Here is a 25,039-nt window from a genome sequence, read left to right on the forward strand (position 1 = left end):
GCTTCGAATCTTAAAAGGGAGGTCGACATGCCTATTCTCCAGCCTTAGCTCAGAGCTTTCGCGTGCCAAGCCACTTAACTTTTTCCGGATCGCGATGGTCGAAGAAACTGCTGGTCTTCTGGTCAAGCGCGCTGATCGACTCGACATCGTCCTTGTCGAGCTCGAAGTCGAAGATCGAGAAGTTCTCGGCCATGCGCTCCTTGCGGACGGACTTCGGGATCGCGACGATATTGCGCTGGATCAGCCACCGCAGCACGACCTGGGCGATGCTCTTGCCGTGCCTCTTGCCGATCGACTGCAGAAGCTCGTTCGTGAACAGCCCGTTCTTCCCTTCGGCGAATGGACCCCAGGCTTCAGGCTGAACGCCGTATTCCTGGAGAATTTGCTGAGCGTTGTCCTGGTGATGGAATGGGTGGATTTCGATCTGGTTGACTGCGGGGATGACCTTGTTGTGGAGGACGAAGTCCACCAGACGGTCGGGATAGAAGTTGCTGACCCCGATCGCGCGAATGCTGCCCGCCTCGTACAACTCCTCCATCGCGCGCCAGGCGCCGTAGACGTCGCCGTAGGGCTGGTGGATGAGCCAGAGGTCGAGATAGTCGAGCTGGAGCTTATTCAGCGAACGCTCGAACGCTGCCTTGGCGCCTTCGTAGGTCGCGTCCTCGATCCAGAGCTCGGTCGTGACGAACAGTTCATTTCGATCAATACCGTGGTTGTGGATCGCGTTGCCTACAGCCTCTTCATTGCCATACGACCTCGCCGTATCGAGGAGACGGTAACCGACATCGATAGCGTCGCGGACGCTACGCTCGCATTCGGCGGGATCGGGAACCTGGAATACGCCGAATCCCAGGATCGGCATCTGGACCCCGTTATTCAGGGTGACGGTGGGTACTGCGGTGGTCATCTTCATATCCTCTGCCTGGATGGGGAGCTTGTGCTCACTTGCCTTATTTTCCAACGCGCGCCTGGAGGTGCGCTGGGTATCTGTCTCCGACAATGTCGATTTTCGCGAGCGCATCGGCGATTTCTGAAGCGTCGGTGGCTGTAAGTTCGACCGAGGCAGCGCCTAGGTTCTCCTCAAGGCGGTGCAGCTTCGTTGTGCCGGGGATCGGCACGATCCAATCTTTCTGGGCCAGCAGCCATGCGAGAGCGATCTGCGCGGGCGTTACGCCCTTCGCCTCAGCGATTTGGATGAGTGCCGATACTAGCGCCTTGTTGGCCTTCAGGTTCTCCGCCTGGAAGCGCGGAACGATGCTGCGGAAGTCGCCGGGGCCGAAAGTTGCCGTTTCGTCGATCTTGCCCGTCAGGAAGCCCTTGCCGAGCGGGCTGAACGGCACGAACCCGATACCGAGTTCCTCCAGCGTCGGAATGATCTCTTTCTCAGGCTCGCGCCAGAACAGCGAGTACTCGCTCTGGAGCGCGGTCACCGGCTGCACGGCATGAGCCTTGCGGATGGTCTGAGCGCCTGCCTCGGATAGACCGAAGTGCCGGACCTTGCCTTCCGCAATGAGGTCCTTGACGGTTCCGGCGACGTCCTCAATCGGCACATTCGGATCGACGCGGTGCTGATAGAGAAGATCGATCACATCCGTTCGCAGCCGCTTCAGCGATCCCTCGACGGACTGGCGGATGTAGGCGGGTTGGCTGTTCATGTGCTGGCCGCTATCCGGGCTCGGGAGCTCGAAGCCGCACTTGGTGGCGATCACGACCTTTTCCCGGATCGGCTGGAGAGCTTCTCCGACGACTTCCTCGTTGGTGAACGGGCCGTAGACCTGTGCCGTGTCGAAGAAGGTCACCCCGCGGTCATGAGCCGCCCGGATGAGCGCAGCGGCATCCTTCGTGTCGGTCGCCGCTCCATAGCCGTGGCTGAGGCCCATGCATCCGAGACCGAGCGTCGATACATTAAGCGTTCCGATAGTTCGTTTCTTCATAGTCATTCTCCTTGATCAGGCCGCACATTCGGCCGGCGCGACTTCTTCCTGGGGCTGAGACTGCCGCCGTGCGGCAGGAACGATGGTCAGAAGCGAGATCACCAGTGTCGCCAGCAGCATGACGGTGCCTGCATCGAACGCATGGGAAACCCGGTATGCTGTCAGGTCGGCTCCGTTGAGGCCATTCGATCCGATGGCGGCAATGGCGATGAGAACGCCGAGGCCGACGGAGCTGCCGATCTGGTGGGCAACGTTCACCGCGCCGGACGCTGCTCCGGCGTCCGCATGACCGACCCGAGCCACGCCGGAAGATGTCAGTGGGCTGAGCGTCAGTCCCTGGCTGATGCCGATCAGCACCATCGGTAACGCTACCATCGTCCAATAGTTCGAGCCCACTCCCGCCCGGCTGAGCCAGGCCATGGCGACGATGCCGATCAGCATCCCCAGGATAAGGACGGCATTCCGGCCGAAGCGCCTGATGAGGCGGGGCACGACAACCGCGACCGGGACATGCAGCATCGTGGCGGGGACGAAGGCAAGCCCAGCCAGTGCTGGGCGCAGACCCGCGACCTGCTGCAGATACAGCGTCGTGAAAAAGAAGAAGCCGACCATGGCGCTGATGTAGAGGACACGGGCACCGTAGGCGCCTGAGCGCTCGATGTCAGCGAACAGGCGAAGCGGAAGGATCGGCTGCTTCGCACGGCGCTCGATCAACACGAATGCGCTGAGCATGATGAGGGCGGCGACCAGTGTTGCGAGGGTTGCAACGTCCCATCCCGCTTGTGCGGAACGAATAAATCCGTAGACGAAAGCGGCCATGCCCAGCGTCGAGGTCACTGCACCAGGCAGGTCGAACGTTCCGGGACGCTTGTTTGTCTCGTGGATGTAGATGCGGGCCGCGGTAACCGTGGCAATGCCGATCGGGAGATTAATCAGGAACCCGACGCGCCAGGAGAGCCAGTCGGCAAGCAGTCCGCCAACAACGAGACCGACTGTCGCGGATACGCCCGCTGCAGCGCTATAAAGCGAGACGGCCCGGACACGTTCTTCACCTTCGTCGAATGTGGTCTGCAGGAGAGCGAGCGTCGTAGGCGCGAGGATTGCGGATCCAAGTCCCTGTATGGCGCGCCACGACAGCATCCATGCCGACGATTGCGAGGCGCCAATGGCGACGGAGGCGACGGTGAAGATCGTCATGCCGACGACGAACATCCGACGGCGGCCGAGTATGTCCCCCGCACGCGCGCCAAGCAGGAGGAAGCCACCGAAGGTCAGCGTATAGGCGCTCTGAACCCAGGCAAGCCCGGCGTCCGTGAAGCCGAGTTCATTATGGATCTTCGGCAGGCCTGTGAGGACGACCGAGATGTCGAGCACGATCATCACGTAGCTGATGAGGATGATCGCGAGGATCGCTGCCTTGTTCGATGGCGAGGTGGCTGTGTTTGCGTCAGACATTTCAGTCCCGTTGACTTGCTTGCTCGACCGTCCTCCGCGGCAAGCTGCGTTGCGATGACGGAAAGATAGCTCTTGCTCACCATATCGATTAGGGGCAGTAATCGGGATGTAGATATAAGGATGTCTAATGAATGCCGCAGGAAAACTTCAACGATCTGGTTGCCTTCGTGATGGTCGCGCGCGAGGAGAGTTTCACGCGGGCGGCAGTGAAGCTCGGAGTTTCGCAGTCGGCGCTTAGTCAGACAGTCCGGGGACTGGAAGAGCGGTTAGGCCTCCGCTTGCTGACGCGGACGACCCGCCGTGTGTCTCCGACTGCGGCAGGCGAACGTCTTCTCCAGACGGCCGGGCCGCGTTTCGAGGAGATACAGGCGGAGCTTGCGGCCCTCACCGAGATGCGCGACAAGCCAGCGGGGACAGTCAGGATCACGGCGGGAGAGCACGCCGCGATCTCGGTGCTTGCGCCCTCGCTCGACAAGTTCCTGCCCGACAATCCCGATGTCAATGTCGAGATCACCGTCGACTACGGCCTGACCGATATCGTTGCGGAGCGCTACGATGCAGGCGTCCGGCTCGGCGAGCAACTTGCCAAAGACATGATCGCGATCAAGATCGGACCAGAGATGCGCATGGCCGTCGTCGGCGCTCCTTCCTACTTCCGCCAGAACCCGTGGCCGGAAATCCCTCAGGATCTCACGGCCCACAACTGCATCCAGATGCGTATGCCGACACATGGGAACATCCTGCAGTGGGAGTTTGAGAAGGGCGGGCATGAACTGAACGTGCGTGTCGAAGGGCAGATGATATTCAACAACATCGCGATGCGTCTTGATGCAGTCCGTCGGGGCCTCGGCCTTGCGTACATGCCCGATGACCTTGTGGCGGAGGATCTCGCTAAGGGCAGTCTGATACGGGTTCTCGAAGACTGGTGTGCACCGTTTTCCGGATATCACCTCTACTACCCGAATCGCCGCCACGCTTCGCCGGCATTCCAACTCGTCGTGGACGCCCTGCGGTACAGAGGGTAACGGCACCTACAATAGGCGCGATTAATAAGGAGCGCTTATACCTTCAATCGGGAATGTGCGCCTAATCACCTGAATGATGCTCGGATAATCTCCTGCCAGCTCAATGTTTCAAGGCAGGTACCGAACATGTTCGCCAGAACCCTATCCGCCCTTTCGCTTTCCGTACTGCTTCTCTCATCGGGCGTGGCAGGTGCCCAGACAGCTTCCAAGCAGGAGCCGTTGACAATCCAAGAGCAAGGAAGCTTCGCCGTCGGGGGTACGGTATCGAGTACGCCGGGAACCTACGACAACAATGCGCCCACGGCGGCGGGACAGACCCTGCATGGCGACCACGTCTACGTGTTCTATCAAATCCCGCCCAATCCCAAGTCTCTGCCGATTGTCATGCTACACGGAGCCTATCAGTCGGCCGGAAGCTGGGAGACGACACCCGACGGTCGCGAAGGCTTCCAGAACATTTTCTTGCGTCGTGGCTACTCGGTCTATCTCGTCGATCAGCCGCGCCGCGGACGAGCAGGCAACAGCACGGTCGCGACGACGATCGAGCCGACGCCATACGATCAGCTCTTCTTCGACCAGTTCCGCATCGGCAAATGGCCGGAGTATTTCTCGAATGTCCAGTTCTCCCGCGACCCCGCCGCACTCAACCAGTTCTTTCGCTCCGTGACGCCCAACACCGGGCCATTCGACGCCAACGTGATCTCCGACGCCATGTCCGCGCTGTTCGACAGGACCGGTCGGGGGATCCTGTTCACCCATTCACAGGCTGGCGGCCCCGGCTGGTTGACGGCAATCAAGAATCCGAACGTCAAGGCCATCGTCGCGCTTGAGCCGGGGAGCGGCTTCATCTTCCCTGAAGGCGAAGTTCCGGCCGACATGCCGAGCGCCGCTGGAACGCTAAAGGGCGAAGCTGTGCCCGTCGCCGATTTTGAGAAGCTGACCAAGCTTCCGATCGTCATCTACTACGGTGACAACTTCCCGACCGAGCCGACGGCCGAACGCGGTCAGGACAACTGGCGTGTGCGGCTCGCGATGGCGAAGCTCTGGGTCGATGCGGTCAACAAGCACGGCGGCGACGCCACGCTCATTCACTTGCCTGACATTGGCATCAAGGGCGGCACCCACTTCCTGATGTCGGATCTGAACAACGTCGAGATCGCCGACCAAATCACGAAATTCCTGGCAGAAAAGAAGCTCGATTGATCGATTGAGGCCTTGTTCCCGCCGTCGCCTCGCGAGTAACCTGCACAACTGCCGGGTCGGCTCCGCCATCACATAAGCAGGCGCCGCAGACTTCGAACGATCCCCCGGCGAGCACGTTTACGGAGTCTCGAAGACCATCGCCGGGCCTCCGGCGCCTATTTCGCGGTATCAACATGTCCGAGCAGCACCTCGAACCGATCACCATAAGACCCGCCGTGCGAGCTGACGCTGCGGTTCTCGGATCCTACGGCGCGTCACTCATGGCGCTTCACAACAAGTGGGATCCAGCCCGGTTCATTCCCGCCGGGTCGACCACACCGGAGAAATACGCGTCGTGGCTCGCGAGCCAGATCGGCCGCGACGACGTCATTGTCCTCGTAGGCGAGGATCGGGATACCATTATCGGTTATGTCTACGCTACGCTCGAGGGTCCCGACTACATGGCCCTCCGAGGCCCCGCGGGGGTTATTCACGACCTCTTTGTTGATCCGCAGAGGCGGAGGGAAGGTGACGGCAGACGCTTGCTGGAACAAGCCGTCACGATGCTTGCGGGAAAGGGCGCTCCGCAGGTCGTCCTATCGACCGCTTACAAGAACAACGGTGCTCAAGCCTTGTTCGAACGAATAGGCTTCCGAGCCACCATGATCGAGATGACCAAGGATTGCGAGCGACCGGATCTCGCGCAATCGGCGTCTGATTGAGCCTAGAATTCTCGTTAGCCTCAGCCAGCCAGTCCTTGGCTAAACAATCCCCTGCTCTTCGCTGCTGTCGAACGCGGTCCGACACTCGCGCCTTCGGGCCTCTCTGGTTTTATTCCGTCACAGCTTATCAAGTGATCGTGATTAATAAGCAGTCCTAATAGGCTCTAGCGACGCCAGCCGTCTAATCGCCCGTGCTGTGAGCGGCTATCTTTTCTCTGACAATTTCAAACATCGAACTTCAGGAGCCGGGCATGACCGAAGTCATCGACAGCAGACGACGCGAGTTTTTGGGCGCGACCGCGCTGATCATTTCAGGTGCAATCATAGGAGTTCCAGCAATGACCACCACCGAAGCTGTGGCAGCCGACTACAGGCAAAATCCGTTCACGCTGGTTTACGACGGGGCGATCACCAAGAACGAGCCGGGCAAGGTGAACATCCACCCGGTGACCTACAAGCTCAACAATCTCGACATCGTGGCGAACGTCTATACGCCCGCGGGCTACGATCCCAGCAAGACATATCCGACGATCGTGCTCGCCCATCCCAACGGTGGCGTGAAGGAGCAGACTACTGGTCTCTATGCGCAGCGACTTGCGGAGCGCGGCTTCATCACGATCACCGCCGACGCCGCCTATCAAGGTGGGAGCGGCGGCGCGCCGCGCAGCGTCGACAAGCCTCAGTACCGCATAGAGGACATTCACGGGATGGCTGATTTCATCAGCGGCTTCCCCGGCGTGGACACTGCGCGCCTCGGGCTGTTCGGAATCTGTGGCGGCGGCGGCTACTCTCTTGCTGCCGCCAAGACCGACAAGCGCTTCAAGGCGGTTGCGACGTTGAGCATGTTCAATTCCGGGCGCGTCCGTCGTAACGGCTTCCAGGACTCCCAGATGGACACGACCCAGAAGCGACTGCAGCAGGCCTCGATGGCCCGTGCGCAGGAAGCCGCGGGTGGCGAAGTCCTCTATGCAGGCGACGCCAACCTGACGGATGCGCAGATCGATGCGCTACCGTTCGACCTCTATAGGGACGGTTACCGTTATTATTGGCAGACGAACGCTCATCCCGGCTCAACCTTCAAGTACACGATGAGCAGCCTGATGGACCTGATGCGCTGGGACGCCACGGATGAAATCGGTCTCATCGATGTGCCCCTTCTGATGATTGCGGGCACCGCCGCCGACACCCTCTACATGACGGAAGATGCGTTCCCAAAGGCCACAGGCACCAAGGATAAGGAACTCTTCAAGATCGCGGGCGCCAAGCACATCGAGACCTATTGGGTTCCCGAGTACGTGGATGCGGCGCTAGGCAAGCTCGCGCCGTTCTTCGACCGGACGCTGGTTTGAGGAGGAGGCGATGACGCGCCACCTGTTCCTGAACGCGTTTCTGACCATCGGCATAGTTCTGGCGGCGCTCCCCGCCGTCGTCTGCGCCCAGCCTGTCAATCAACCGAAGGAAAGTCCAATGACCTCACGCGCCCAGCAACTGATGGGTGATACGGCCCCGAAACTGGCCGAACTGACGGATGACGTCCTCTACAAGGACATCTGGGAGCGACCCGGCCTGTCCAAGCGCGATCGAAGCCTAGTGACGATTTCGGCCCTGATCGCGCTGAACCGTCCCGATCAGCTCAAGTCGCATATTCGCCTCGGTCTGCTGAATGGCCTCACCAAGGATGAGATCGTCGAGACGATCACGCACATGGCGTTCTATTCCGGGTGGCCGAGTGCCGTGTCTTCTGTGGCTATCGCCAAGGAGGTCTTCGCCGAATGACCGAAAAGAAAATGACAATGGCTTCCGCAATGACGGCTGCGGCGTTGGTGTCGGCGTCGCCCGCACTGGCAAGCGAAGCAATCACCATCACGCATACCGGATCGCAGCCCGCAATGGTCGGAGCCCCTGATAGATTTACCGGGTCCGTGCGAGTCGAAGACACCTTCAAGGCAACTGCGCCAGCGACGGTGGGCGGCGCGACCGTCACTTTCGAATCCGGCGCGCGCACCGCGTGGCACAGTCACCCTCTCGGTCAGACCCTCATCGTAACCAGCGGAGTGGGCCTAGTACAGATGTGGGGAGGGCCGCTTCAGAAAATCCGGTCCGGCGACACGGTATGGATCCCGCCAGGCGTCAAGCACTGGCATGGCGCCTCTCCGAGGAATGGGATGACGCACATCGCCTTCTCGGAGTCCTTGGATGGCAAGTCTGTCGACTGGCTTGAGCAGGTCACCGACGCTCAATACTCCTCTCAAGCAGCGGAGAGTCAGCAATGATGCGCGCTCGTTCTCGACTTCCCGTCCTCACTGCCATCGCATGCGGCATCGTCATGGTCGGCTGGCAAGTGGATGCCGAGCCGACAAAGGCAACGATGCCTGATATCCGCAGGCTCGTTCATTACACCCCGGTGACGCGCGGCGAGGTCACCGAACACATCATGACAATGCGCGAAGCGAACGAGGCCGTGAAGGCGAGCAAGCCAGTCCCAAATGGCACGCATTTCGCGCTCGTCGACTACCTTGAAGGGAAGGTCTATCGGTACTTCATCATGGAAAAGGGCGCCGGATGGGGCGACGACTATGACGAGAACCGCCGCACGGGTGACTAGCAGTTCCAATGGTTCAAGCCTGACGGAACGATCAACGCGGACGAGAACATCGCCCGCTGTCAGAGCTGCCACAGTTCTCGCGCCGGCCGCAAGTTCCTCTATACCTTCAACAAGATACGGCGTTTCGAGTTCCAGTGAAGACGTTACGGATCCGCCTCGTCCTCGGTTTTGCGAGCCTTGCTCTTATCGTCCTGCGCCTTGCCTACTGGTGGCTCGGCAATTTGTCGCACGAACTCTTCGGCACCGCGCTCTTTGCGCTCGCGATCGTCCACAATGTCTTCAACAGGCGATGATCTCAAATATCCCGCGAAACCTCAGTGACAGCTCAAGGCTGCTGAACGCTGCCACAATCGCATGCCTTGCTACGGCATTGACGATTATGCTGGTCAGCAGCACGCTGATCTCGCGCGATTTGTTTCCATATCTAACGCAGGATGGAGCGTTCGCAGTCCGTGAAGTCCATATGTTTGCTGCCCACTGGCTGCTCACATATTTGACCAGCACGCTCATCGCCATCGTTAACGGCCACAGGCAGAGCCAGACTGGGGATCTCCCACCGTGGAACTACGCAGAACGAACGGGCGATTGAAGTTCGCTATCGACCCTAAGCGGATTTTAGCGGGCTGGGAAGTAGGGCAGCTTCGCGCCTTCATAATGGTCATCGAGTCACCCGTCGCTGTTGCCACAATGCGGACATGACGCAGTGACAAAGCGGGTCGCCGTGCGCCATGAGCTGCCGCTCCGCTCCATACGGGTGACTAGATCACGAACTCCTCCTCGTACGTCTGGGGTTCGGGAACGACCGTAACCTCCACGGGAACAATCCAATTGGCCACATAGCTCTCACAGTCGGAACGCTGAAGGTCGGGCTGCACGCACCCCGCCCCATCGATCGCGCGACATCGCAGTATATATCGCCCCACGTCTTCAGGGGTCCACATGTACTCCCACAGCCGCCATGCAAAGGGATGTTCCGTTTCGAGGAGCTTTCCCTCGCGCCAACCCCTGCCATCTCCGGTGCAGACCTGTACCTGGCGGATGGCAGCCTCTCCGCTCCAGGCGGCTCCGAAAATCCGATACGGTTGGCCGACGATGAGACGGGCCCCCTGTACGGGACGCGCGATCTGCGCTTTGACCTCCATCTCCGCAAGAGGGACCAGCCTTGGTTCCCCGAGGTTGCGCTCCCAACGGAAATAGTCGCGCGCCTGCCAGTAGCCAAGGAATGGTTGCTCCACTACTGTGATATGCGTGATCCACTTGACCCAAGCCATGCCGAACCAGCCACCCACCACCGCCCGTAATGGATAGCCGTGATCGCGCGTCAACGGCTCGTCATTCATCGAATAGGCAAGCATCGTGCTGTCAGCCATGGCCTTCTCAAGCGGTAAACTGCGCGCAAAAGCGATAGGGCCGGGAGAGGCCGTTTTCTTGTTCGCGTCGACAACGCCGCTGTCGGCGCCTGTGAGCAGAACCTCGCACGCAGTTCGCTTAACGCCCGCCATTTCCAAAACCTCGCGCAGAGGAACACCTGTCCACGTGGCATTGCCGACGGCGCCGTTCTGCCACTGCAACCCCTCCTTCGGCGGCACATAGTAGACGCGCCCGTTCCCTGCGCACTCGACGACGGCGGTCAACGTTGTGCTCCGCATTGCCTTGATGTTGTCGAGCTCAAGTTCGATCGGCCGCTCCACTGCCCCGTCAACGCGCAATCTCCAGTCTCGCGCATCGAGGTCCGGCGACGGGAAATGGTTTCGCACGAAGAACAGCTCGGTTGGGATCACCCAATCGGAGAGCGACGCAAAAGGAAACTCGATGTTCTGGGGGGATTTCTGTCGAACTATTAGACTGGGTTGCTGTGGTATCGGCATCGTCCTCGTCTCCCCTTCCAAGAGTACAACGTCGGCTCTCGATCGCGCGAATTCAGATTCGTTCACACGCAGTGCATCTGTCGCATTTCGCCTTCGGGCCGCATCCTAGCACATACCGCACGTTCGTCGGATCGATCTTGAACTGTAGCAAAGGGGCCGAGGGCGGCCTTGATCGTGTTGGCCCTCATAGTTGCCATTCAGCGTATTCGCTGTAGTGCCCGGAAACTGCCATTCGATCAGGTCGTGGCGGGCGAGATCGATCTAGGCTCCCCTGAAAAGATCTGATTACAAAGTGGTAGCAACAGGGCGCACACCGCCTCGCCGTCGCGCTGTTCGCCGCGTAAGGTGGTGAAGGTCGCGAAACTCGTAAGCGTGAACAGCAGGTCGACGATGTCGGCTTTCGCCTGTCTCTCGGCAATGCCCTGACGATCGACCAATATTCCCAATAAAGCGCGCCGCCGCTCGTTACGCGCGGCCAGTGCCTCGCTCAATTCGGCATCCATCGCCGCTGCGGCGAAGATTCCGCCGAGCCCTTCATCCGACATCCAGAAATTGCAGAATGTTCTGACTATCCCGGCGAGTGCGGCACGCGGCTCGGGCATCGCCATCGCCTTGGCGAGGCCGGTCAGATTGCCTTGCTCGGCAACCGCGTCGAACGCGGCTTCGAGCAACCCATTGCGCGAGCCGAATTGGTTGTAGACGGTCAGCCGCGTGACGCCGACCGCCCTGGCCACGGAATCGAGCGACAGTGCCTGTCCGCCGGACTGGCGGAGAATGTCCAGAGCCGCGGCAACCAGACGCGCCCGCGTCTCTGCCGCCTTCGCCTCGCGTTTTTCGGTCGAATAGGGTCTTGACGGTTTGCCGGAAATATTCATTATACAACCTGTATAGCTAATTTGAGATAGGCCTGTCGATCCGGAGCCTCGCAATGCAAATCTTGCTGATTATCACCATCGCTGTCCATGTCCTGTCGTCGATCTTCTGGGCGGGGTCAACCTTCGTTCTCGCCAGAAACGGCGGGCAGGGGGGTGCCGCGTTGTTCCGTCCGCAGATCGGCGCGGCGAGCGTCTCGGTCCTGTCGGGGGTGCTGCTCTGGTATCTGCTTCATCAAGGCAGCTTCCAGCGCACCGAGATGATCCTCGCGACGGGGGCCGCCGCCGCGATCCTGGCCTTGCTGGTCCAGGTCATAATGATCCGGGCGGCGATGCGATCCGAGGAGGCGTCGCCGCGGGCGGCCTCCGGCTATCGCATGTCCGCCGCGCTGCTCGTCGTCACGATCATCTGCATGGCCGTGGCACGGTACGTCTGAGGTAAATGGCAATGCTCAACATTCCCCTGTTTCCCGATCTCGCCGGCAAAACCGCGCTGATCACCGGCGGCTCCGGCGGGATCGGCGCCGAGACAGCGCGCTGGTTCGCTCATAACGGCGTCCAGGTGACGATCGTCGGACGCGACCGCTCACGGATCGAGCATGTCCGAGCCTCACTCGCCGCGATTTCGACGGGCCATGCGGCGATCGAGCTCGATTGTACCAGCGCCGATCAACTCGAGGCCGCGCGTACCACCCTGATCGAACGACAGGGTGGCCTCGACATCCTGATCGCCTTTGCCGGTGGCGGCACCAGCCGGCCCGCGCCAATCGAGCAGGTGACCGAGCGGGACTGGCGTTCCAGTCTGGACAATAACGTCACTGCGACCTTCCTCACGCTGCGAACCTTCGCGGCGGACCTCAAGAAAAGCGGCCGCGGCGCCGCGGTCACGATGGCCTCGACCGCCGGCCGTGCTCCCTCCTCGGCGCCGCTCGGTTATGGTGTCGCAAAGGCGGGGATCATCTTGCTCACGCAGCAACTCGCACGAGATCTGGGTCCTGATGGCGTGCGCGTGAACTGCATATCGCCGTCCGCGGTGCTGACCGATCGCACGGCGGAGCGCATACCACCCGCTGTGCGACAGGAGATCGCCGATGCCCATCCGCTGCGCCGACTGGGAACGCCGGCCGACATCGCCGCGGCGACCTTGTTCCTGGCGTCGGAAAGCGCCGGCTGGCTGACCGGCGCGACGCTCGACATCGCTGGCGGCCGGTTGATGCACTGATTGCCGATCATTTTCTCGAAGAGGTATTACCACATGGATCTCGAGCTCAATCACGCCATCGTCCACTGCACAGACAAGGCGGCGGCAGCCCGCTTCTTCGCCGACCTGATCGACGCGGCGCCCATGCGCGTCTCAGGGCCGTTCGCCGCCGTGCGGGTCAACGATCGGCTGACATTCGACTTCTATGACAAGGGTGCCTTCGCCTTCGGTCATTTCGCTTTTCTGGTCAGCGACCGGGATTTCGATGCGGTTCTGCGCCGCGCCAGGGCGGATGCGCTACTGTTTGGATCGGGGCCGTTCGCGCGAGACCAGGCGATAAATCACCTGAATGGCGGGCGCGGGGTTTATGTCTGGGACGACGATGGCAACAGCTACGAATTCTTCACGGCCGATCCGCTGGGATGACAGCAGTCACGCATGCCCGGTTGACGATCGTTGGCGCAGCGTAGCCATTCTACTGGCAGCGTCGCAGGTCCGCATCGAGCACTATCGGCGCCGTGCGCCTCGGTGCAAACGGCCCCTCAATGAGATGCCAGCTTTTAGGATCGACGGTGCTTCCTATCGGCGACTGGGATGGTAGTTGCGTGCTTCCGTCGGCTGATCTGCAGCTGAATGGCAGCTGACTTGCCTGGTCATGCAAAAACAGATGGTCAGCTTCCGCCTCCAAATCGGTCATTCCATGCAGACAAGACGGAGGTCGATTACTGAGGGGTTTCAAGCAGATGGCTGCTTGTAACAATGGGGTCATCACCTCGAATCGGTTCAAGAGCTTCGCAAACTACTCGGCGTTAGTCACAAGGGCGGAGCCAACACCCGGTGCTTGCGTTGCTCATACGGTCGATGTAGGCGCATTGGCCGCGGTAGCGACGGTCAGACTTTGGCCAATGGTGGCGAACGTCTTCGATCGGACGCAGCTATGCCCGTAACCAAAGGGTTAATCTAGCGCGCACCGGAGACGAGAAGTTTTCCTGCGAGAGCGACATGCGTTCTATTACTGTTGCCGTCGCGATACCACTAGCGCTTGCCGAATGCGCGCAGAAAGGTCTTCGTTGCCTCTCCTGCCATGCGGTGGACCTCTTCCTCTTGAGTTGGACGACCGATCTGCTGGTTGATCCGCAGATCTGTCGCGAGCAGCGCCATGTATTGGCGCGCGGCAAGTGCCGGATCCTCTATGTCCAGATAACCAGCCAGCGCGAGCTGCGCCAGGCGCGCTGCGATGGCGGGGTATTTCTTGCCCGGTCCGTACTCCTTCCAGGTCTCAAACAGTTCGGGAAATCTGCCGCCTTCGGTCTCGAGGAGCTTACGTAGCCAGCGACCATTCGGATCGCAGACTGCCTTGCGCAGGAGAAGTGCTGAAAATTCGGTCAGTTCCTTTTCGAGATCGATTGGCGCCACGGGAAATGTGTCCAACACCCGAAAGAAGTCGGCGCTCGACTTCTCGGTGATTTCCGCAACTACAACCTTGAATAGATTATCCTTGTCGCCGAGTTGATTGTACACCGTCTGACGTGACACGCCGGCTCTTGCTGCGATGGCATCGATGCTTGCCGCTGCAAACCCGTCCTCGGCAAAAACGTCTGCGGCCGCGTTTAAGATTGCCTGACGTTTGCTGGTGGTGGGCGAGCAACTCTCTGTCTCGGAAGAAACCGCAGCGGGCGAAGTTTTCATGACACCACCATATAGGACTTGACCAATTGGACAATACTGTCCAAAATATTTTACAAGAATGACGGCCTATGCGTTGGAACCATCTCCGTCTTCCATTGTCCCATCTATAATCGCCCACTCAACCCTCGTCACATGCTTTTTGTATGAGGCTTTGCTTCGTCAGGGGAATAGAGTGTGCGGGAAAGGTTTTTGCCGTGCAGAGCAAGGCTTCCGTTTCATCCGCCGGAGCCGGCGGCTCCCACCATGCCATCGTTCTTGGCCTTCTTTCAGCCGTCGGTCTCTTTGCCCTCGATATGTATCTACCCGCGTTGCCGACGATCAGTCTGGATCTCCACGCTGACAGCCATGCAGTTCAGGCAAGCCTGATCTCCTTCTTCGCCGCCATGGCTGTGTCGCAGATTATCTATGGTCCACTGTCGGACATGTTTGGTCGCAAGCGGCCTCTGTATGTCGGTCTGGTGCTCTACATCCTCGGCGCGATCGGCTGCGCGCTCTCCACCGATATTGGCTGGCTGGTCGCCTTCCGTTTCATTCAGGGCACCGGCGCCTGTGCCGGCGTCGTGATTGCCCGCGCCATCGTGCGCGACCTGCATACGGGGGCCGCCGCCGCGCAACTGATGTCGCGGCTTATGCTGGTCTTCAGTATCTCACCCATCCTGGCGCCGCTCGCGGGCAGCATGGTGACAGTGTTCGGGAGCTGGCGACTGATCTTTTGGGTCATGGTCTTCGCCGGTGTTGTCGGCTTTGTCGCGGGCCGTTTTTTTCTCGAGGAGACCCGTCCGGTTGCGGTTCGCAGTGAAAGCAGCCTCGGCGGGGCATTGAAAGCCTATGGAACACTCCTTAGGGACCCGTATTATCTTGGTCTGGTGCTGATGGCCTCCTTCGGCATGTCAAGCTATATGATCTATGTCGCCAACTCTTCCTTCGTACTAATCGGCCATTACGGGCTCTCTCCGACCTTTTACAGTCTCGTCTTTTCGGTGAATGCCATTGGCTTCATCGGCATGTCGCAGATGAACGGTTGGCTTGCCCGCCGGATTGGTTTGCGCAAGGTGATTCGCGGTGCGGCTTCTGGTTATGCGCTGACGATGTTGGCGCTGGCTGTCATAATGGCCGGTGGGGTCGATCGCCTCGACATCATGGCGGCCCTCCTTTTTGCAGGCTACGCTTTCCTTGGAATGATCGTGCCGAATGCGGCGGTACTGGCGCTTGAACACCATGGCCGCATCGCCGGCACGGCCTCGGCGATGATGGGGACGGTCCAGTTCATGACATCGGCGCTTGTGGTTGGCGTCAGCGGTATGTTTATGGACGGTACGGCGAGACCGATGGTAGCCATCATCGCTATCTGCTCGGCCATCGTATTCCTCCTTTCGATCGCAGTACTGAAGAGCAGGCATGTGGTCGCGGCTGAATAGATCTTGTGCCACCGATTGCAGCGGCTCCTGCAGGTCGCTCGCACCGAGACCTCTTCAGCGCGAGCGAAGTGCGCCTTTGCAGCGGCTCCAAAATCCTCGGACAGCGGAGATTCAGGCTTGCGTATCTTTCTCCCACCAGCCCGGGTATTCACGTCAGCGGCGCCAGCGAGAGTTTCCAGCTCTGCAATGTTGCTGCCGATAAGGGTAATACTCCTGGCACGAGCCAGAGCACGTTTTCGTAGCGGTAGATGAGAGTTCTCGACCCGATTGTTGAGACCTTTTTGTGCGACCGATCTTCGACATCCGGAATGACTTGCCGTTTCGTACGCGCCGTACGATCGCAGCTTGTCAGTGATGATGCGCCTTGGCCTCCGCCCTTGCTTCTTTAACGGCTTGATCAGCAACCGCTTGGCGGCGTTGGTATCGTGCCGGGTCTGCACGATTTCATCGAGAGCGTGGCCGCTCTGATCGACGGCGCGCCACATCCAATACCTTCGGTCGCAGATGGAAATCACCACAGCGCCCAGATGCCAGACGTCCTTTAGCGAATGCTTCTTGCGGCGCACTCGCTTTGCATTGGTTGGACCGAATTTCCGGTCCCATCGCCGATCATTTCATGCGAACAACAATGCACGCTCGAGCAGCATCTCCTCGACCAGCCATAGGCTCAGAGGGAACCGAAAATAGAGCCAGGCTGCGCGGGCAGCAATCTGCGGCGGAAAGCGATGGTTCTTATAGCTGATGATGGGTTCGCTCATGCCCACCGCATTGTCCACGAACCGTTAAGCCACAGACAACGTGACATCGCGGCTTGGTCCTCATCCCTTCAAAACTTAAGAAATGTGAAAACACTGCCGACACAACCTGCCGCCAACGCAACTGAGAAGCGGTTCGGCTTCGCCCGCGCAAGCGTGTCGAACAACTATCAAGTTGCCGACGCTTTACAAAACGAACTAGTTCGTACATTATTTCTCCAGAGGAGTGACGAGCGCTGCCATGGGCGGTGCCGGTGACTGCCAAGTCGCTTGGCTGTGATGCGAAGGGGTGCTGACGGAGGTTCGGCGCTCACGGATGCAGCATTTCTTTGCAATTGAGATGCTCTGGGGAGGAGTGATGATGAAAATGTCGACAGACCGTAAGACGCCGGGACGTGCCGCTCTCGCGAGCTGGCTCGGAAGTGCCGTCGAATATTATGACTTCTTTGTCTATGGGACGGCAGCAGCGCTGATCTTCCCGAAAATATTCTTTTCAGGGGAAGATCCGCAAACGGCGGCGATCGCTTCTTTTGCGACCTTTGGCGTCGCCTACATCATGCGGCCACTGGGTGCGGTGATCCTAGGGCATATCGGCGACAAGTTCGGCCGCAAGAAGGTGCTGACCTTCACGCTGCTTCTTATGGGATTCTCGACTTTCATCATTGGTTGCCTACCGACCTATGGCCAGGCCGGTATTTTTGCGCCGATTCTTCTGGTTCTTGCGCGATTGCTGCAGGGTATCTCAGCTGCGGGCGAGCAAGCCGGAGCAAGCTCGATGACGCTTGAGCATGCGCCCGAAAACCGGCGAGCGTTCTTCACCAGCTTCACACTGAGCGGAACGCAGGCCGGCCTGATCCTTGCGACCCTGGTCTTCATTCCGTTGGGGGCATTGAACGAGGCGGCGCTGCTGTCATGGGGCTGGCGCATTCCATTTTTCTTAAGCTTCGTCGTCGTCATCGTCGGCTTCTGGGTGCGCCGTACGCTGGCGGAAACGCCCGCATTCCTTGAGGAGACAAAGAAGGGCGAGGTGGCGAAGCTGCCTTTGGTCTCGCTGCTGACCAATTATTGGGCCGATGTCCTACGCATTATCTTTGCGGCACTGATTTCTGTCGTCAGTACCATATTCAGCGTCTTCACGCTGTCTTATGCCGTCAACACGATGCATATTGATCGCTCGACGATGCTGACCGTCCTGGTCCTTGCCAATATCGTGGCGCTTGGCGCGATTCCCGCGTGGGCCATTCTCGCAGACCGAATCGGCCGCAAACCCATATTCATCTTCGGCGCCGTCGGCTGCGCGGTACTGATCTGGCCTTACATCTGGGCAATCAGCCAGAACAATCTCGTGCTCGTCTTCGTCCTCGGCATCCTGCTGTCAGGTGTCGTCTACAGCGCATCCAACGGCATCTGGCCGGCGCTCTACGCCGAAATGTTCGACACCCGCGTCCGCCTGTCGGGCATGGCCGTCGGTACCCAGATCGGCTTTGCACTCGGCGGTTTTGCCCCGACGATCAGCGCCGCCCTGATGGGTAACGGTCCCATGGGATGGGTGCCGGTTGCCGTGTTTACTTCGATCACAGCCTTGATTGCTGCTGTTTCCGCAGCAACCGCGACAGAGACTTACCAGACGCCGATCGACCGACTCGGCAAGGATGCACGGCGCTTTGCCGCCTCGGCCGGCCACGCCGACCGGACGGTATAGCTGTGAGCATCTGATCAGGACAGCGATGATATCAGGCGATCGCGGATGAGTTTGTTGAAAATCGCCACGTGAATGGGATGAAACAATGAAAGCCTCGATTGCAACCGTTTCAATAAGCGGTGACCTGAAGGAAAAGCTTCAGGCCATCGCCAAGGCAGGTTTCGATGGCGTGGAGATCTTCGAGAACGATTTCCTCGCCTTCGATGAATCGCCGCGCCAGGTCGGGCAAATGGTTAGAGATCATGGGCTGGAGATCACGCTTTTTCAGCCTTTCCGGGATTTCGAGGGCATGCCCGAACCCTTGCGTAGCCGAACATTCGATCGCGCCGAACGCAAGTTCGACCTGATGCAGGAGATGGGCACCGATCTCGTTCTTGTCTGCTCGAACGTTTCGTCGGTGGCTCTGGGCGGTATCGATCGCGCTGCGGCCGACTTCTTCGAACTCGGCGAAAGAGCGGCCGAGCGCGGCCTGCGCGTTGGATATGAGGCGCTTGCCTGGGGTCGGCACATTCACGATCATCGCGATGCCTGGGAAATCGTCCGTCGGGCCGATCATCCCAATATCGGCCTTATTCTCGACAGCTTCCATACGCTTTCGCGAAAGATCGATGTCAATTCGATCCGATCGATCCCGAAAGAGAAGATCTTCATCATCCAACTTGCCGACGCGCCGTTGATCGATATGGATCTTCTCTATTGGAGCCGCCATTTCCGCAACATGCCCGGAGAGGGCGATCTTCCCGTGCTGGAATTCATGAAAGCCGTCGCTGCGACAGGTTATGATGGCTACTTCTCGCTAGAGATTTTCAACGATCAGTTTCGTGGCGGTTCGCCGAGCGCCATTGCCGTCGATGGCCGGCGCTCGCTCATCTATCTCGGCGACCAGGTTCGTCGCGCGGAAAATAGCGGCCTCACCCTGCCGCTCATGCCGGTGCGCGCCGAGGTGGAGGGCATTGCCTTTGTCGAGTTTACCGTCGACGAGGCGGAGACATCCGTCCTATCGGATCGGCTACGTGCCCTCGGCTTTCGCCATGTCTGGCGCCACAGGAGCAAGTGTGTCGATGTTTTCCGGCAAGGCGACATCAACCTTGTCGTCAATACCGATACGGACGGGTTTGCCGGTGCCTCCTATGCTCTGCACGGGCAGTCGGCCTATGCGATGGGACTGTGGGTGGACGATGCCGAAGCGGCGGTTGCGCGGGCTGTAGCCCTTGGTGCCGAACGCTTTAAGCAGCCACTGGACGCCGGCGAGATCGAGATGCCGGCTGTCAGGGGCGTTGGCGGCGGCATCCTGTATTTCCTCGATCGCAGGAGCGCGCTCGGTCGCATTTGGGAGATCGAATTCGATCCTGTCATTGACGACACCAATCTGCAGACGGTCGGGCTGACGGGCATAGATCATGTCGCACAGACAATGAAATATGAGGAGCTGTTGACTTGGCTGCTCTTTTACACGGCGATATTGAATGCGCATAAGACACCGATGGTCGACATCATCGATCCTGCCGGTATCGTTCGCAGCCAAGTCGTCGAAAACGAGCCGGGTACCTTGCGCATCACGCTGAACGGCGCGGAAAATCGCAATACCTTGGCGGGTCACTTCATCGCCGAGACCTTCGGTTCCGGAATTCAGCATCTAGCTTTCGCGACCGATGATATCTTCGCGGCGGCGGCTGCCTTGTCGGATAACGGTTTTGCCACCTTGATGATCTCGCCCAACTATTACGACGATTTGGAGGCTCGATTCGGCCTGGAGCCGGATTTCACGGACCGTCTCAAGGCGCACAACATCCTCTACGACCGCGACGATCACGGCGAATATTTCCAGCTTTACAGCCCGACCTATGGCGAAGGGTTCTTCTTCGAAATCGTTCAGCGCAGCGGCTATCGCGGCTATGGTGCGGCAAATGCCATCTTTCGTATCGCCGCACTGAGGCGGCATCTGCGACCGATTGGTCTGCCGAAACTTTAGGCTCTCCCCATCGGCGTAAAGCCTGTGTTAAAGCTTTGATCTTCAATGATGGGCAGTGACAGACCCAGGAAGACGGGCAAGGCATGACCAAAGCGCAAGCGGCCAAGATCGAGCGTCTCACGCGAAAGAACGATCCAGACGCGACCAAGGAAAACATCCTCAAGATCGCCACCGAGGAATTCGTCGCAGCCGGCTTTTCCGGTGCGCGCGTCGACGAGATCGCCGAACGCACCAAGACGTCCAAGCGCATGATCTATTATTATTTCGGAAGCAAGGAAGGGCTCTATCTTGCCGTTCTTGAGCAGGCCTATACGAAGATCCGCACGCTCGAGAGCGAACTCGATCTCGAAAACATGGCGCCCGTCCAGGCCATGGCGCAATTGATCGCAAGCACCTTCGATCACGACGACCAAAATCCGGATTTCGTACGGCTTGTCAGTATCGAAAACATTCACCGCGCCGAACATATGAAGCGCTCGGTCGTCCTGTCGCAGATGAACATTGCCGTCATCGATATCGTCACGGAAATCCTCGAAAGAGGCTATGCCGATGGGAGCTTCGTGCGCAGGGTAGATCCGGTCGATCTGCATATGATGATCAGCGCACAATGCTTTTTTCGCGTTTCCAATCGGCATACTTTCGGGGCGATCTTCGAGCGCGACCTTTCCTCCGAAGAGCTGAAGAAGCGGCACAAGTCTCTGATAGTAGACGTTATTCTTGCTTTTCTGAAAACTCCGTCTCCCGACTTAATCTGAATTCACGCCAAACGGTTTTATTTCCGCCGCCGGCTTCAGCCGGCATGTTGAGCTGCGCCTCATATTGACTTTACGTACTAGTTCGTACATTTTGCCATAAGCCATGTGGCATGGCTTTATTTTGCTACTCGGGAGGAAAGATTGAACACGCAAGCCGCCATTGTTCTGCGTCAGCTTCATGTTGGATTGATCGGCGCCGGTATTGGCCGCTCGCTGACGCCGGCCATGCACACGCGCGAGGGCGAGCACTGCGGGCTGTCCTATCGCTACGATCTCATCGACCTGGACGTACGCAACCTCACGGTTTCCGACCTGCCGACCCTTGTCGATGAAGCTGAGGCACAGGGCTTTGCCGGCCTCAACATCACCCATCCCTGCAAGCAGGCTGCAGTCCCGCTGGTGGATGAACTATCACCCGATGCCGAGACGCTGAAATCAATCAACACGATCGTTTTTCAAGGAAAGCACAGGATCGGTCACAATACCGATTGGTGGGGATTTGCCGAAAGCTTCCGGCGAGGGCTGGCCGGCGTTTCGCTTGGCCGCGTCGTGCAACTGGGCGCGGGCGGAGCTGGCGTTGCCGTTGCGCACGCAGTAGCGCAGATGGGCGCGCATTCCGTGGAGATATTCGATCTCGATCAAGTGCGGGCAGAGGCACTTGTGGATCAGCTTCAGCCGGCACACGGCGCTTGCCGTTTCTCGGTTGGTCGTGATCTTGCAGGGGCCTTGAATGTCGCCGACGGCCTGGTTCATGCAACGCCAACCGGCATGGCCGCCCATCCCGGGCTGCCACTCGACGCACAACTTCTATCAGACCGCCTTTGGGTCGCCGAAATCGTCTATTTCCCGATCGAAACCGAATTGGTGAAGCGTGCCCGGCAGACAGGCTGCCGCGTTCTCGATGGCGGCGGCATGGCGGTGTTCCAGGCCGTAAAAGCCTTCGAACTGTTCACTGGCATGCGCCCGAATGCGGAACGCATGATGCAGCATTTCGGTTCACTGCGCGCAAAGCCCGCTTGATATCAACGGCGCCCAGAATCGGAGCAAGCGAGTCACTTCGCCTGTAGAACAAGCCCGGGGCCGAACAAGTTTGGGGATGGCCATTTTCGCGCCAAATCAAATGCTGCCGAACCTCAGTCAACGCCCGCACTTGGGGATAGAAGTCCACAACATAGCAGCATTTCTCAAGCCGCTGTTATAGTTCCAGAAGATAGATTCCCACCTTGGATTGCGTAAGTGGTTGTTTTCATTAGATGAGGTCACTTGAATCGGCAATGCCTCTGAAGGACCATGAGTTCATATCTCTTCAAGAGCACAGAAGTATTGCGACTATCCTCACTGCCTTGTCGAGCAGAGCCAACTGGGAGTTTATGAAGGATCGATGTTTCACAGCGTCTTTCCTCAATGAAGCACCTTGCCGCGGTTGAAAATTGTACCCGGGTCGAGTTCGTTTTTGATGCTGTACATCAGTGTCATTTTGTCCGGACTTGCAGTTTCCCTCAAGGATCCCATTCGCTTTACGCCGATCCCGTGCTCGGCAGAGAAGGCTCCGCCGATTGCGCCAATATCCCTGTAGAGAACCGTCTCGACTGCCTTGGCCTTTTCGGCAGAGATTTCGCCTCCGGCCGCATTGAGAACGATGTGGAGATTTCCGTCGGCGAGATGGCCGAACACGTAAGGCTCAAGGGCGGCATCCAGTTCTCGCAGACCCGAAAGGCAGCGTGTTACATAGTCGCCGATCGCCGAAAGCGGGACCGAGACGTCATAGGATGGTGCATGCGGATGTTTTCGATAAATCAGGTCAGTGTCTTCGCGCAGCCGCCAAAGATCCGCCTCCTGCGCACCTGAGAACGCTATCACCGCCGAGGCGTCAGAATGGTCGGCGATGACGTCTTCGTAGATGCATCCAAGCTGCGATTGCAACGCTGCCTCCTCAGCCCCGCCCAGAGAGACCAGCAGGTTGATCGGGTGATCGGTTCGGTAGTCCGTTGCCGACCAGCGTTGGTGGGTGGATGTCAGGCGGAAATAGCTATCCCAGATCGCCTCCGCCGCGCGCAACTGACCGTATTCGGCGTCGAGACTGCGACGGACAACTGCGAGCGCCGCGTCCACGGACGGCAAGCCGAACAGAACGGTCGCAGTGGCTGCTGGTTGGGGTTCAAGCTTGACGACGACGCGGGTGATGATGCCGAGTGTGCCTTCCGCTCCGACAAACAGATGCTTCAGGTCATAGCCGGCGGCATTCTTCACGACCCTGGTCATGTCCGAGTAGGTGGAGCCATCGGCAAGCACTGCCTCCAGTCCGAGGATTCGATGCCGCATGACCCCGAAACGAAAGGCTGATATGCCGCCGGCATTCGTCGACACCATGCCCCCAATGGTCGCCGATCCGCGCGACGGCAAGTCGATTCCTGTTTCAAGGCGATACTCGGCCGCGGCCGCCTGTAATGCCTGCAGTGTCACGCCGGCCTCCACCACTGCCACGCGCTCGATCGGCGAGATGTGCAGGATGCGATTGAGGCGAGCAGTAGAAAGCACAAGTTCGCCCGGCCTGGAAATGGCACCGCCGACGAGACCAGTTAAACCGCCGTGGGTGACGAGGGGGACGCAGTTGGCGCGGCAACATTGAACGATCGCCACAACCTCCTCGGTTGTTTTGGGGAACACGACGGCGCGGGCCCCCAGATTTTCGGCTGTTACTCCATAGTCGATCGTGGAGATTGCCTCTCCGTCCTTGAAGTTTCCGTCACCGACAATTTTGCTAATTTCGGCTTTGAACGCGGGCATGAGGCAATCCATGCGATACGACCTGTAGGTTGGTGTCTGAACGTGTTGAGATGTTCATCTCTAAATATTTAGGCCTGTTTGAGCGCGCCGCTCTTCTTTGCCGTCCATGTAGCGATGTAGTCCATGAGGCCGGGGTTGAGGCAGTCATAGGGTTCCACGCCCAGTTCTCGCAGCCGCGCACGCACATCGCCCATCCCGGTCGGATCATAGCCACTCTCGATGATGGAGGAGACGAAGGCGGCAAAGCCAGGCTTTGCCCAGCCTGTTTCCTGGAAACGCTCGGGATGCACAAACGACAGACCCTTGAACGGATGATCTCGTTCGACCGGGCCATACATATGCACGCCGCATTCTTTGCACGCATGGCGTTGTATGAGCGCGGTGGGGTCCACGACCGCCAGCTTGTCGCTGTTTTGCAGAACCTCGATGGTGTCCGTCGGCGCAACGGCGATGACGGAGAAAGCCGCGCTGTCAGGTTTCCAGCATTTCGTGCAGCCGCAAGCGTGATTGTGGGCGATGTCACCGTTAACGCGGACCTTTACGGGATTGCTCGCGCAGTTGCAGACGAGCGTTCCGCCGGAAAAGGCAGCGTCTGTCGCCTTGAACCCACCGTCGAGAGATGGATGTAGCGCAATTCTTGGCATGGTTTCTCCTCCAATTGGCCGGGGCACAATGTCCGGCTGTTTGCTGAAGCGGCCGGCCGGTGGCGCGGCAACGCAAGTAATACAATTCCAGTCTGCAGGCGGCTTTGAACCCGAGCTCAGTAGATCACGACGCCTCTGACACTTTTTCCGGAATACATGAGGTCGAAGCCCTTGTTGATGTCTTCGAGCGGCATGGTGTGGGTGATCATCGGATCGATCTGGATCTTGCCTTCCATGTACCAGTCGACGATCTTTGGAACATCGGTGCGGCCACGGGCGCCGCCGAAGGCCGTGCCCATCCACGAGCGGCCCGTCACCAACTGGAACGGACGCGTCGAAATCTCCTGGCCGGCGCCGGCAACGCCGATGACCACCGACTTGCCCCAGCCGCGATGGCTGGCTTCCAGCGCCTGGCGCATCACCTTGGTGTTGCCGGTGCAGTCGAAAGTGTAG

Annotated in this window: 25 protein-coding genes and 2 pseudogenes; 16 read left to right on the top strand and 11 right to left on the bottom strand. The window is 59.1% G+C overall.

Annotated elements, in window-relative coordinates; all coding sequences use genetic code 11:
- Nucleotides 1-49: 49 nt before the first annotated feature.
- The 3 genes from QD461_RS28500 to QD461_RS28510 are packed head-to-tail and all read right to left on the bottom strand — an operon-like array spanning nt 50 to nt 3,389.
- Nucleotides 50-913 (bottom strand): aldo/keto reductase, encoded by an 864-nt coding sequence (locus QD461_RS28500; RefSeq protein ID WP_414090594.1) that lies wholly within the window; start codon nt 911-913, stop codon nt 50-52.
- Between the two features lie 37 nt (nt 914-950).
- A complete protein-coding gene (locus tag QD461_RS28505; protein ID WP_414090595.1) occupies nt 951-1,934 on the bottom strand; it encodes an aldo/keto reductase in 984 nt (327 codons plus the stop codon).
- 15 nt (nt 1,935-1,949) lie between these two features.
- Entirely contained in the window at nt 1,950-3,389 is a 1,440-nt protein-coding gene (locus tag QD461_RS28510; RefSeq protein ID WP_414090596.1) for an MFS transporter, read from the bottom strand.
- Between the two features lie 131 nt (nt 3,390-3,520).
- Between QD461_RS28510 and QD461_RS28515 the strand changes: the two genes are divergently transcribed.
- The 8 genes and pseudogenes from QD461_RS28515 to QD461_RS28550 all read left to right on the top strand — a co-directional run bounded on the left by QD461_RS28515 (nt 3,521) and on the right by QD461_RS28550 (nt 9,216).
- Nucleotides 3,521-4,414: a LysR family transcriptional regulator gene (locus tag QD461_RS28515; protein ID WP_414090597.1), complete on the top strand. Its 894-nt coding sequence runs from the start codon at nt 3,521-3,523 to the stop codon at nt 4,412-4,414.
- A gap of 126 nt (nt 4,415-4,540) precedes the next feature.
- The gene (locus tag QD461_RS28520) at nt 4,541-5,617 is read left to right on the top strand and encodes an alpha/beta hydrolase (protein WP_414090598.1); all 1,077 of its coding nucleotides are present in this window, start codon (nt 4,541-4,543) and stop codon (nt 5,615-5,617) included.
- 173 nt (nt 5,618-5,790) lie between these two features.
- Entirely contained in the window at nt 5,791-6,318 is a 528-nt protein-coding gene (locus QD461_RS28525) for an N-acetyltransferase family protein (protein ID WP_414090599.1), read from the top strand.
- A gap of 338 nt (nt 6,319-6,656) precedes the next feature.
- Nucleotides 6,657-7,667: an alpha/beta hydrolase gene (locus tag QD461_RS28530; protein WP_414090623.1), complete on the top strand. Its 1,011-nt coding sequence runs from the start codon at nt 6,657-6,659 to the stop codon at nt 7,665-7,667.
- A gap of 10 nt (nt 7,668-7,677) precedes the next feature.
- Nucleotides 7,678-8,094 (top strand): carboxymuconolactone decarboxylase family protein, encoded by a 417-nt coding sequence (locus QD461_RS28535; protein WP_414090600.1) that lies wholly within the window; start codon nt 7,678-7,680, stop codon nt 8,092-8,094.
- A complete protein-coding gene (locus QD461_RS28540) occupies nt 8,091-8,591 on the top strand; it encodes a cupin domain-containing protein (protein WP_414090601.1) in 501 nt (166 codons plus the stop codon). Before QD461_RS28535 ends, QD461_RS28540 begins: the two co-directional genes overlap by 4 nt.
- Nucleotides 8,588-9,061: pseudogene (locus QD461_RS28545) on the top strand (cytochrome P460 family protein). Before QD461_RS28540 ends, QD461_RS28545 begins: the two are co-directional and overlap by 4 nt.
- A complete protein-coding gene (locus QD461_RS28550; RefSeq protein WP_414090602.1) occupies nt 9,058-9,216 on the top strand; it encodes a hypothetical protein in 159 nt (52 codons plus the stop codon). Before QD461_RS28545 ends, QD461_RS28550 begins: the two are co-directional and overlap by 4 nt.
- A 465-nt stretch (nt 9,217-9,681) precedes the next feature.
- Here the strand turns inward: QD461_RS28550 and QD461_RS28555 are convergent, their stop codons facing one another.
- Nucleotides 9,682-10,791 carry a sulfite oxidase gene (locus QD461_RS28555; protein ID WP_414090603.1) on the bottom strand — a complete coding sequence of 370 codons (1,110 nt, stop codon included), beginning with the start codon at nt 10,789-10,791 and terminating at the stop codon, nt 9,682-9,684.
- Between the two features lie 236 nt (nt 10,792-11,027).
- On the bottom strand, nt 11,028-11,666 hold the full coding sequence (locus QD461_RS28560; protein WP_414090604.1) for a TetR/AcrR family transcriptional regulator: 639 nt from the start codon (nt 11,664-11,666) through the stop codon (nt 11,028-11,030).
- Between the two features lie 53 nt (nt 11,667-11,719).
- Here QD461_RS28560 and QD461_RS28565 point away from each other — a divergent pair, with 53 nt between their 5' ends.
- The 3 genes from QD461_RS28565 to QD461_RS28575 are packed head-to-tail and all read left to right on the top strand — an operon-like array spanning nt 11,720 to nt 13,290.
- Nucleotides 11,720-12,100, top strand: a complete 381-nt coding sequence (locus tag QD461_RS28565; RefSeq protein ID WP_414090605.1) for a hypothetical protein — start codon at nt 11,720-11,722, stop codon at nt 12,098-12,100.
- 11 nt (nt 12,101-12,111) lie between these two features.
- On the top strand, nt 12,112-12,885 hold the full coding sequence (locus tag QD461_RS28570) for an SDR family NAD(P)-dependent oxidoreductase (protein WP_414090606.1): 774 nt from the start codon (nt 12,112-12,114) through the stop codon (nt 12,883-12,885).
- 33 nt (nt 12,886-12,918) lie between these two features.
- Nucleotides 12,919-13,290, top strand: coding sequence for a VOC family protein (locus QD461_RS28575; protein WP_414090607.1), 372 nt, complete (start codon nt 12,919-12,921; stop codon nt 13,288-13,290).
- 609 nt (nt 13,291-13,899) lie between these two features.
- Here the strand turns inward: QD461_RS28575 and QD461_RS28580 are convergent.
- Nucleotides 13,900-14,553, bottom strand: a complete 654-nt coding sequence (locus QD461_RS28580) for a TetR/AcrR family transcriptional regulator C-terminal domain-containing protein (RefSeq protein WP_414090608.1) — start codon at nt 14,551-14,553, stop codon at nt 13,900-13,902.
- 194 nt (nt 14,554-14,747) lie between these two features.
- On the opposite strand from QD461_RS28580, the gene QD461_RS28585 reads away from it, so the two are divergent.
- Entirely contained in the window at nt 14,748-15,971 is a 1,224-nt protein-coding gene (locus QD461_RS28585) for a multidrug effflux MFS transporter (protein ID WP_414090609.1), read from the top strand.
- A 287-nt stretch (nt 15,972-16,258) separates the two neighbouring features.
- On the opposite strand, the pseudogene QD461_RS28590 reads toward QD461_RS28585, so the two are convergent.
- A pseudogene (locus tag QD461_RS28590) lies at nt 16,259-16,456 on the bottom strand (DDE-type integrase/transposase/recombinase); the annotation flags it as partial.
- A 129-nt stretch (nt 16,457-16,585) separates the two neighbouring features.
- A complete protein-coding gene (locus QD461_RS28595; RefSeq protein WP_414090610.1) occupies nt 16,586-16,729 on the bottom strand; it encodes a hypothetical protein in 144 nt (47 codons plus the stop codon).
- 358 nt (nt 16,730-17,087) lie between these two features.
- Here QD461_RS28595 and QD461_RS28600 point away from each other — a divergent pair, with 358 nt between their 5' ends.
- The 4 genes from QD461_RS28600 (at nt 17,088) to QD461_RS28615 (ending at nt 22,175) form a co-directional block, all read left to right on the top strand.
- A complete protein-coding gene (locus QD461_RS28600) occupies nt 17,088-18,428 on the top strand; it encodes an MFS transporter (RefSeq protein ID WP_414090624.1) in 1,341 nt (446 codons plus the stop codon).
- A gap of 85 nt (nt 18,429-18,513) precedes the next feature.
- Nucleotides 18,514-20,400 carry a bifunctional sugar phosphate isomerase/epimerase/4-hydroxyphenylpyruvate dioxygenase family protein gene (locus tag QD461_RS28605; protein WP_414090611.1) on the top strand — a complete coding sequence of 629 codons (1,887 nt, stop codon included), beginning with the start codon at nt 18,514-18,516 and terminating at the stop codon, nt 20,398-20,400.
- Nucleotides 20,401-20,483: 83 nt separating this feature from the next.
- Complete coding sequence (locus QD461_RS28610; RefSeq protein WP_414090612.1) at nt 20,484-21,155, top strand: TetR/AcrR family transcriptional regulator; 672 nt, start codon at nt 20,484-20,486, stop codon at nt 21,153-21,155.
- 141 nt (nt 21,156-21,296) lie between these two features.
- A complete protein-coding gene (locus QD461_RS28615; RefSeq protein WP_414090613.1) occupies nt 21,297-22,175 on the top strand; it encodes a shikimate dehydrogenase in 879 nt (292 codons plus the stop codon).
- A gap of 381 nt (nt 22,176-22,556) precedes the next feature.
- Here QD461_RS28615 and QD461_RS28620 read toward each other — a convergent pair whose 3' ends face one another.
- From QD461_RS28620 to QD461_RS28630, 3 genes are all read right to left on the bottom strand, one after another.
- A complete protein-coding gene (locus tag QD461_RS28620; RefSeq protein ID WP_414090614.1) occupies nt 22,557-23,942 on the bottom strand; it encodes an FAD-binding oxidoreductase in 1,386 nt (461 codons plus the stop codon).
- A 68-nt stretch (nt 23,943-24,010) separates the two neighbouring features.
- Nucleotides 24,011-24,586, bottom strand: a complete 576-nt coding sequence (gfa, locus tag QD461_RS28625) for an S-(hydroxymethyl)glutathione synthase (RefSeq protein ID WP_414090615.1) — start codon at nt 24,584-24,586, stop codon at nt 24,011-24,013.
- Nucleotides 24,587-24,702: 116 nt separating this feature from the next.
- Nucleotides 24,703-25,039: zinc-binding dehydrogenase (locus tag QD461_RS28630; protein ID WP_414090616.1), on the bottom strand; the 337-nt coding region annotated here is incomplete at its 5' end.

Origin of the sequence: Rhizobium sp. BR 314, from assembly GCF_047445805.1 — a bacterium.
Lineage (GTDB): Bacteria > Pseudomonadota > Alphaproteobacteria > Rhizobiales > Rhizobiaceae > Rhizobium > Rhizobium lusitanum_B.

What these genes read in the sequence shown, in the direction of transcription:
- QD461_RS28500 (WP_414090594.1), bottom strand. Translation starts at nt 913, where the DNA reads ATGAAGATGACCACCGCAGTACCCACCGTCACCCTGAATAACGGGGTC.
- QD461_RS28505 (WP_414090595.1), bottom strand. Translation starts at nt 1,934, where the DNA reads ATGAAGAAACGAACTATCGGAACGCTTAATGTATCGACGCTCGGTCTC.
- QD461_RS28510 (WP_414090596.1), bottom strand. Translation starts at nt 3,389, where the DNA reads ATGTCTGACGCAAACACAGCCACCTCGCCATCGAACAAGGCAGCGATC.
- QD461_RS28515 (WP_414090597.1), top strand. Translation starts at nt 3,521, where the DNA reads ATGCCGCAGGAAAACTTCAACGATCTGGTTGCCTTCGTGATGGTCGCG.
- QD461_RS28520 (WP_414090598.1), top strand. Translation starts at nt 4,541, where the DNA reads ATGTTCGCCAGAACCCTATCCGCCCTTTCGCTTTCCGTACTGCTTCTC.
- QD461_RS28525 (WP_414090599.1), top strand. Translation starts at nt 5,791, where the DNA reads ATGTCCGAGCAGCACCTCGAACCGATCACCATAAGACCCGCCGTGCGA.
- QD461_RS28530 (WP_414090623.1), top strand. Translation starts at nt 6,657, where the DNA reads ATGACCACCACCGAAGCTGTGGCAGCCGACTACAGGCAAAATCCGTTC.
- QD461_RS28535 (WP_414090600.1), top strand. Translation starts at nt 7,678, where the DNA reads ATGACGCGCCACCTGTTCCTGAACGCGTTTCTGACCATCGGCATAGTT.
- QD461_RS28540 (WP_414090601.1), top strand. Translation starts at nt 8,091, where the DNA reads ATGACCGAAAAGAAAATGACAATGGCTTCCGCAATGACGGCTGCGGCG.
- QD461_RS28555 (WP_414090603.1), bottom strand. Translation starts at nt 10,791, where the DNA reads ATGCCGATACCACAGCAACCCAGTCTAATAGTTCGACAGAAATCCCCC.
- QD461_RS28560 (WP_414090604.1), bottom strand. Translation starts at nt 11,666, where the DNA reads ATGAATATTTCCGGCAAACCGTCAAGACCCTATTCGACCGAAAAACGC.
- QD461_RS28565 (WP_414090605.1), top strand. Translation starts at nt 11,720, where the DNA reads ATGCAAATCTTGCTGATTATCACCATCGCTGTCCATGTCCTGTCGTCG.
- QD461_RS28570 (WP_414090606.1), top strand. Translation starts at nt 12,112, where the DNA reads ATGCTCAACATTCCCCTGTTTCCCGATCTCGCCGGCAAAACCGCGCTG.
- QD461_RS28575 (WP_414090607.1), top strand. Translation starts at nt 12,919, where the DNA reads ATGGATCTCGAGCTCAATCACGCCATCGTCCACTGCACAGACAAGGCG.
- QD461_RS28580 (WP_414090608.1), bottom strand. Translation starts at nt 14,553, where the DNA reads ATGAAAACTTCGCCCGCTGCGGTTTCTTCCGAGACAGAGAGTTGCTCG.
- QD461_RS28595 (WP_414090610.1), bottom strand. Translation starts at nt 16,729, where the DNA reads ATGAGCGAACCCATCATCAGCTATAAGAACCATCGCTTTCCGCCGCAG.
- QD461_RS28600 (WP_414090624.1), top strand. Translation starts at nt 17,088, where the DNA reads ATGAAAATGTCGACAGACCGTAAGACGCCGGGACGTGCCGCTCTCGCG.
- QD461_RS28605 (WP_414090611.1), top strand. Translation starts at nt 18,514, where the DNA reads ATGAAAGCCTCGATTGCAACCGTTTCAATAAGCGGTGACCTGAAGGAA.
- QD461_RS28610 (WP_414090612.1), top strand. Translation starts at nt 20,484, where the DNA reads ATGACCAAAGCGCAAGCGGCCAAGATCGAGCGTCTCACGCGAAAGAAC.
- QD461_RS28620 (WP_414090614.1), bottom strand. Translation starts at nt 23,942, where the DNA reads ATGCCCGCGTTCAAAGCCGAAATTAGCAAAATTGTCGGTGACGGAAAC.
- gfa (WP_414090615.1), bottom strand. Translation starts at nt 24,586, where the DNA reads ATGCCAAGAATTGCGCTACATCCATCTCTCGACGGTGGGTTCAAGGCG.